This is a genomic window from Aequoribacter sp., from assembly GCF_965659035.1.
Classification (GTDB): domain Bacteria; phylum Pseudomonadota; class Gammaproteobacteria; order Pseudomonadales; family Halieaceae; genus Aequoribacter.
In genome coordinates this window covers 5,361-11,691 of record NZ_CBFHWH010000063.1, presented here as the reverse complement: position 1 = coordinate 11,691, position 6,331 = coordinate 5,361, and the positions used below count along the sequence as shown (strand labels likewise).

Annotated in this window: 7 protein-coding genes; 1 reads left to right on the top strand and 6 read right to left on the bottom strand. The window is 53.1% G+C overall.

From position 1 onward, the window contains the following. Nucleotides 1-17 precede the first annotated feature (17 nt). The 5 genes from rsgA to ACTF5Z_RS09105 form a co-directional block, all read right to left on the bottom strand. Complete coding sequence (rsgA, locus tag ACTF5Z_RS09125; RefSeq protein ID WP_438985363.1) at nt 18-1,037, bottom strand: small ribosomal subunit biogenesis GTPase RsgA; 1,020 nt, start codon at nt 1,035-1,037, stop codon at nt 18-20. A 27-nt stretch (nt 1,038-1,064) separates the two neighbouring features. Continuing rightward, complete coding sequence (orn, locus tag ACTF5Z_RS09120; RefSeq protein WP_438985362.1) at nt 1,065-1,607, bottom strand: oligoribonuclease; 543 nt, start codon at nt 1,605-1,607, stop codon at nt 1,065-1,067. 67 nt (nt 1,608-1,674) lie between these two features. Then, the gene (locus ACTF5Z_RS09115; RefSeq protein WP_438985361.1) at nt 1,675-2,832 is read right to left on the bottom strand and encodes an iron-containing alcohol dehydrogenase; all 1,158 of its coding nucleotides are present in this window, start codon (nt 2,830-2,832) and stop codon (nt 1,675-1,677) included. A 13-nt stretch (nt 2,833-2,845) separates the two neighbouring features. Beyond that, on the bottom strand, nt 2,846-3,469 hold the full coding sequence (locus tag ACTF5Z_RS09110) for an FKBP-type peptidyl-prolyl cis-trans isomerase (protein ID WP_423849046.1): 624 nt from the start codon (nt 3,467-3,469) through the stop codon (nt 2,846-2,848). A gap of 68 nt (nt 3,470-3,537) precedes the next feature. Then, nucleotides 3,538-4,539, bottom strand: a complete 1,002-nt coding sequence (locus ACTF5Z_RS09105; protein ID WP_438985360.1) for a hypothetical protein — start codon at nt 4,537-4,539, stop codon at nt 3,538-3,540. Between the two features lie 43 nt (nt 4,540-4,582). Between ACTF5Z_RS09105 and ACTF5Z_RS09100 the strand changes: the two genes are divergently transcribed. Then, nucleotides 4,583-5,878, top strand: a complete 1,296-nt coding sequence (locus ACTF5Z_RS09100) for a CinA family nicotinamide mononucleotide deamidase-related protein (protein WP_009575857.1) — start codon at nt 4,583-4,585, stop codon at nt 5,876-5,878. A gap of 7 nt (nt 5,879-5,885) precedes the next feature. Here ACTF5Z_RS09100 and pdxH read toward each other — a convergent pair. Then, a partial coding sequence (gene pdxH, locus ACTF5Z_RS09095) for a pyridoxamine 5'-phosphate oxidase (RefSeq protein WP_438985359.1) occupies nt 5,886-6,331 on the bottom strand: 446 nt, incomplete at its 5' end.

Below are 6,331 nucleotides of genomic sequence, written 5' to 3'. Positions count from 1 at the left end.
GCCTCACGAATAAACGTTTAGACGGGGCGGTCGGCGTCTAACGCGTCGACCAATATTTGATAACTGCGAAATCGAGCCTCGCTGATACGCCCCTCGTCCACCGCCGCCAAAAGCGCACAATCTGGCTCAGCTTCGTGCTTGCAATCACGAAAACGGCAGACTCCGAGAAACGGCGCAAACTCCCGAAAACCCTGCTCTAATTCGGTACGGCTCATATGCCACAAGCCGAATTCGCGAATTCCAGGAGAATCGATCAATACGCCGCCGGTGGGCAAGTGAAACAGTCGCGCCGTAGTCGTGGTGTGCTGACCCTTTTGATTGTATTGCGAAAGCTCGCTGGTACGCAGCGCTGCTGCCGGCAGCAGTGAATTCACTAAAGACGATTTACCCACTCCCGATTGTCCAACAAACACACTCACACGGTCTTGCAAAACATGGACTAGAGCCGACAAATCGGCCCGATTCGCACTGGTTTGCACCACTCGATAACCCAAGGCTTTATAGGGTTCGAGCACTTCATCGACTGTGTCTTTCAGCTCGGGCTGATCAAGTAGATCGGTCTTGTTTAGTAACAATAAAGGTTCGATACCGGCCGTTTCGGCCGCCACCAAATAGCGGTCTATCAAATCAGCATAGGGTGTAGGTTGAGGTGCAATCACCACGACGACCTGGTCAATATTGGCAGCAACAGGCTTAAGACCCGTGTAGGGATCTGGGCGTTTCAATATGGTGTGGCGCTCGTGCAAAGCCACCACGACGCCTGCGTATTCGCCAGCGCAAAACACCACTCGGTCGCCCGTGACTAAAGCCGGTAAATTAGCCCGGATAAAGCAGCGCTGCCGCTCACCGTTTGTGCCCTCCACCTCCACTTGGGTACCAAAATGCGAGATGATTAGGCCTTCTTGTTCATCGCCTAGCTCACCGCCAACGAGTAATTCGTCGGCTTTGCTGTCGCGTTTCTGCGAGCGCTTACTGCGCTCATCTTGAATCTTTTGGATTCGCCACGCTTGCTGCTTGGTTAATTTTCGCTTGCCCACCGCTTGTAACCGCCTATTGCGCCGAATCTAACAGGTCAGCATTTTTTCACGATAGTAACGCAGCTCTTCGATCGACTCGCGAATATCATCAAGAGCCAAATGCGCGCCTTTTTTGGAAAAGCCATCAGCGACTTCTGGTGCCCAACGCTGGGCTAAAATCTTCAACGTGCTGACATCTAAATTGCGATAGTGGAAATAGGCCTCTAGTGTTGGCATGTGACGAGCCATAAAACGCCGATCCTGACAAATGGTGTTACCGCACATTGGTGATTTACCTGCGGGGACCCATTGCTCTAAAAAGGCGATAGTTTCAAGACTGGCGGCCTGTTCGTCCGTGGTGCTGGCACGCACTCGATCCACTAAACCCGACGCTGTGTGATGTGTGGTATTCCACTCATCCATCCCCGCAAGAATGGCATCGGACTGATGAATGGCAATGACCGGACCTTCGGCCAAAGTATTCAACTCGCTATCGGTGACAATCGTTGCTATTTCGATAACCACGTCTTGATCAGGTTCTAGACCCGTCATTTCCATGTCTACCCAAATAAGGTTTGAATCTGAAACCATGAACCTTCCCGCTTAAAGTCGCTTGACCCGCTAATGATGGGCGGAAATCCGTATCCGAAGCAAGTCTTTACTCGAAGACACGCCGATAAAGATCCACAATTTCCGCAGCAGACGGCACGCGAGGATTATTATTCGGCGAACCAGAGGCTAAAGCCTGCTCTGCCATCAAGGTTACATTAGCTCGCCAGCTGTCGGGGTCAATGCCGTAACTCGCGGGCGTCGGTACACTTAAATCCGAGCACAAACGACGCAGACCACTGATTAGTGCATCGCACGCGGTTGAGTCATCGCTGTCTTGGGCAGCGAAACCCATATGCCGAGATGCGATAGCATAGCGGACTTGGGCACCCGGCACTGACCAGGCGGTAATCTCTGGCAGCAGCATGGCATTACTTAACCCGTGCGGCACATGATAGTGCGCGCCGATAGGGCGACTCATCCCGTGAATTAACGTCACCGAGGCATTCGCAAAAGCAACGCCGCCTTGAGTTGCAGCCAGCATCATCGCCTCGCGTGCTTCACGATTGCTAGGGTCGGCGCATGCGTTGGGCAAAAAGGTCACCACTGAACGCATGGCATCCAAGGCGATCGGGTCGGTAAACGCATTGGCTTTGCGACTCACAAAGGCCTCTAGGGCGTGGCACAGGGTATCTAGGCCTGTGTCTGCGGTTAAACGATAGGGCATTTCCATCGTCAACTCATAGTCGACCAGCGCAGCAATCGGCATCAGCGCCAGACCTATCCACAGCATCTTTTCCTGCGTTTCGGTGTCGGTTATTACTGCAAATTTGGTGGCCTCAGAACCGGTTCCCGCAGTCGTTGGGATCGCGATAATCGGCAAACCGGAATCTAAAGCAAAAGGTACTTTGTATTGCCGCATGGGCTCAGACCGCCCTTGCATCGCAGCCATCGCTTTTGCCGTATCCATGGAGCTACCGCCCCCGATGGCGATGAGACAATCGTAATCCTTTGCTGTCAACGCCGACAAACCGGCCCGCACCGAATCGGTGGTTGGGTCGGGCACGCAGTCAGCAAAGATATCGGTAGCACTATCAAAATCAGGCACTGCACCGACAATCGCATCAAAAAACGCTCGCGAGCGAATGAATGGGTCGGTCACTATTAAGGGCTTTGACAGCCCCAATTGCGCGAGTGTCGCTCTTAGCTCTTGGCTCGCACCGCCCCCGACGCGGAGAATTCTGGGTAAATTCAACTGACTGATCACCGCCCGCGGCTCCTTATTCGATCCCGATCAGATGAACTTCGAATATTAAAGCGGTGTTGGGTGGAATCACACCACCGGCACCTTGCTCGCCATAGGCCAAATGCGGGGGCGCAAACACGCGCCATTTATCGCCCACAGACATCAGCTGCAAAGCTTCGGTCCACGCAGGAATAACCTGTGTCACGCCAAAAGTCGCAGGCTCCCCGCGCTGCACGGAGCTATCAAATACCGAACCATCAACAAAGGTCCCGTGGTAGTGCACCACGACCGTAGAGTCCCGAGTGGGCGTAGCACCATCGCCAGATTCGAGCACCTCGTATTGCAAACCCGATTCAGTGCTCACGACACCCTCACGCGCCGCGTTTTGGGTCATGAATTGGTCAGCGATAGCGCTTTGCGCAGCACCTTGCTCTGCCTGCGCCGCTTGTTGCTTGGCTTGAACGGCCTGGTAGGCAGGATTTAGGTCAGCGTCAGATAGCTTGCTGGCGCCATCGGCAAACCAGTCGCGGATACCCGCAACCACCGCATCGATGTCCATACCGTCGAATTGATTCTTACGCAGCTGGTCGCCAAATTGCAGGCCAAAGCCATAGCTGACTTTTTGCTCATCTGTCGTAAATTTCAAGTTGTCGCTCATAACATGTCCCCCTATTTTCAAAACCCCACACCTTAACAGCTGGATTCCTTTGTGGCGAGACAGAAGCGCTAGTCAGGATCAAAAAGTAAGACTTCTACACGCAGTTGCAACGATGCGGTATCGCAATCGCACAACGCAGATTGCCAGGTGTAGCGGGGCTCGACTTCGAACCAAAGGTAGTCTCGCACGTAAGAGCGTCGCCAGGTAACCCCGACATATTTAGCGGTATCCCGCCAGGCTGAAGAACCCTGCCCCGCCACACCCAAAAACCACTGCCGAGCATGCAGGGCAGCGCCCTCTCCCTTCGCATGTCGCGACTGAAACACCGTGCGCCAAGACGCAGCCTCGTCACCCAAGCTGGTATCGACTCGGGTACGCCAACGGTAGAGGTGTCCGGACGTGACTTTCTTATCAAAAATCAATTCTGTCGATGTTTCCCAGCCATCTTTGCCGTAATCAAATCGATGGTAAAAACGCATAGCGACATTGTCCGTGACCGGGGCCTGACGCCTAAATCTAATACCCGGACGTATACCTGAATCACGCCAATGTGCCGTCAAATCAATACTTGAAGCATCCTGCTTCGACAAGCGCCACTGAATACCTAGGTCAGGGGATTCGCTGCCCGCACCTGGGATAGCGTCCAACGCCTCATCGCCGATATCATCATCGTCAAATAAAAGCGCCAAACGGTCGTTCACCTTGGGAAGATACAAGGTGCCTCGAACGCGCAAATTATTGGCATTTTCGGCATTTTCATTCCATGAGTAACGCCCAATAACCCGCAGATAGCTCTCGGCCATTGCTTCATCTTCGGTGACCTGATCGCCAAACACACCATCAATCCACAGTGCCATGTTATCCACGCTTGTGGTCGCGGACTGATGCGCACGATCCAGCCAGACAAGGTTTTCGGAGCTGCCAGATTCAGACTCATCAAGACCGTTCGCCATGGGCGCAAATAGCCATAGCACAGTAAAAACTGTGAACAACGATTTAATCATGCCGTCATCATCTCGATTGTTGCTTAGCAAAAACTTAACACGCACACCACAATTTTGAGTAGTCATTTAAGCATGGCTTGTTACACTACTCACCCCACATGGAGGCCAAATGACAGCACTCAACGTTCAATTACTCATGACCGGAAACGAAGTCATGGCGGGCGACACCATCGACTCCAACTCGGCTTACATCGCCCGCGAGCTGGCCGCCATGGGCATTAAAGTTAGCCGTCGAGTCACGGTCAACGACGACCTCGAACAACTGTTAATTGAACTAAACAGCATGAGTGCATCGGCTGACATTGTCATCATGAATGGTGGCTTGGGGCCTACTGTCGACGATCTAACGTCAGAGGCTTTAGCGGCTTTTAGCAATAGCGCCTTGCAAATACACCCGGACGCAAAAGCCCAATTAGAGGGGTGGTGTGAACGTCGAGGCCAAGCGCTAAATGACGCAAACAAAAAACAAATGTTGATTCCTGCCGGTGCAGACATCATTCCTAACGCAACGGGCTCGGCGCCGGGAATTGACTTGCAGCACCAAGGCACCCGCGTCTTTGCAACACCTGGGGTTCCCAGCGAAATGCGGCAAATGCTGCCCATTATCACGGACCGAATTAGCGCTCGATTTGATCTGACGCATCGTACTATTGTGCGACGTTTGCAAACCTTTGGATTGGGCGAATCTAACGCTCAACAGCTCATTAACAACAGCACTTTTGACTGGCCCGAGACCGTGGAGCTGGGCTTTCGCGCCAGCGCTCCACAAATGGAAGTAAAACTCACTATCCACGACGACAGCCATCAAGAAGACCAAGAACGCTGTATCCAACACATCCATACCCTATTTGGGGACCATATCGTTGGCGAAGGCGATACCACACTTGCCGAAGCAGTGTTGAAACTATTGCGAGAACGCCAGCAAACCATCACGACCGCAGAGTCTTGCACCGGTGGCCTAATCGCCAGCGCTCTCACTCAAATCCCGGGCGCCTCGGCAGCATTCCATGCCGGTTTTGTCACCTACGACAATGCGATCAAAGCCAGTGTTCTTGGCGTTTCAGACAGTCACTTAAACAACTGCGGCGCTGTTAGCGAACCGGTTGTACGGCAAATGGCTGACGGGGCACTAGCCCGGGCATCGGCCGACTACGTGATTGCGGTGAGCGGTGTTGCAGGGCCCGATGGTGGATCCGACGAAAAGCCCGTAGGCACGGTTTGGGTAGCCTACGGCTCACGAGAAGAATTGAACACGCTTCGGCTATTGTGGCCACTGCCTCGGCAACTATTCCAGACGATGGTCACCGCCTGTACGCTGGACTTAATCCGTCGCCAACTACTTGGACTACCAAAATATTGCCGTTATGTAGATCAACGCCAAGTGGTTCCGACCGATCAAGAATAGGCTCAAACTAAGGCTGTAACTGCTCGATCCACCAATCGCTCTCGCCTTCACGATAATACCGGAAGCGGTCATGAAGGCGGTTAACGCCACCCTGCCAAAACTCTATGCGATCCGGCACCACGCGATAACCGCCCCAAAAATCGGGCACTGGAACATCACCGTGGCTGAATTTCTCCTTCATGGCATGTAGCTGTTGCTCAAGCACTGAGCGAGCCGAGATTGGGCGACTTTGATGCGAAGCCCAGGCTGCCAACTGACTCTCACGAGGGCGCGATAAAAAATACTGGGCGGTTTCGAGTTTAGAGATCTTACTCGCTACACCACCCACGATCACCTGACGATCTAATTCATTCCAAGGAAAGTGCAACGACACACGCGGGTTGTGATCGATAGCTTGAGCTTTAGAACTTGAATAGTTCGTAAAAAACACAAAGCCTTTATCGACCCCCACGT

Bases quoted from the DNA above. Each gene is read 5' to 3' on its own strand.
- ACTF5Z_RS09105 (WP_438985360.1), bottom strand. From the start codon at position 4,539: ATGACTACTCAAAATTGTGGTGTGCGTGTTAAGTTTTTGCTAAGCAAC.
- ACTF5Z_RS09100 (WP_009575857.1), top strand. From the start codon at position 4,583: ATGACAGCACTCAACGTTCAATTACTCATGACCGGAAACGAAGTCATG.
- ACTF5Z_RS09110 (WP_423849046.1), bottom strand. From the start codon at position 3,469: ATGAGCGACAACTTGAAATTTACGACAGATGAGCAAAAAGTCAGCTAT.
- orn (WP_438985362.1), bottom strand. From the start codon at position 1,607: ATGGTTTCAGATTCAAACCTTATTTGGGTAGACATGGAAATGACGGGT.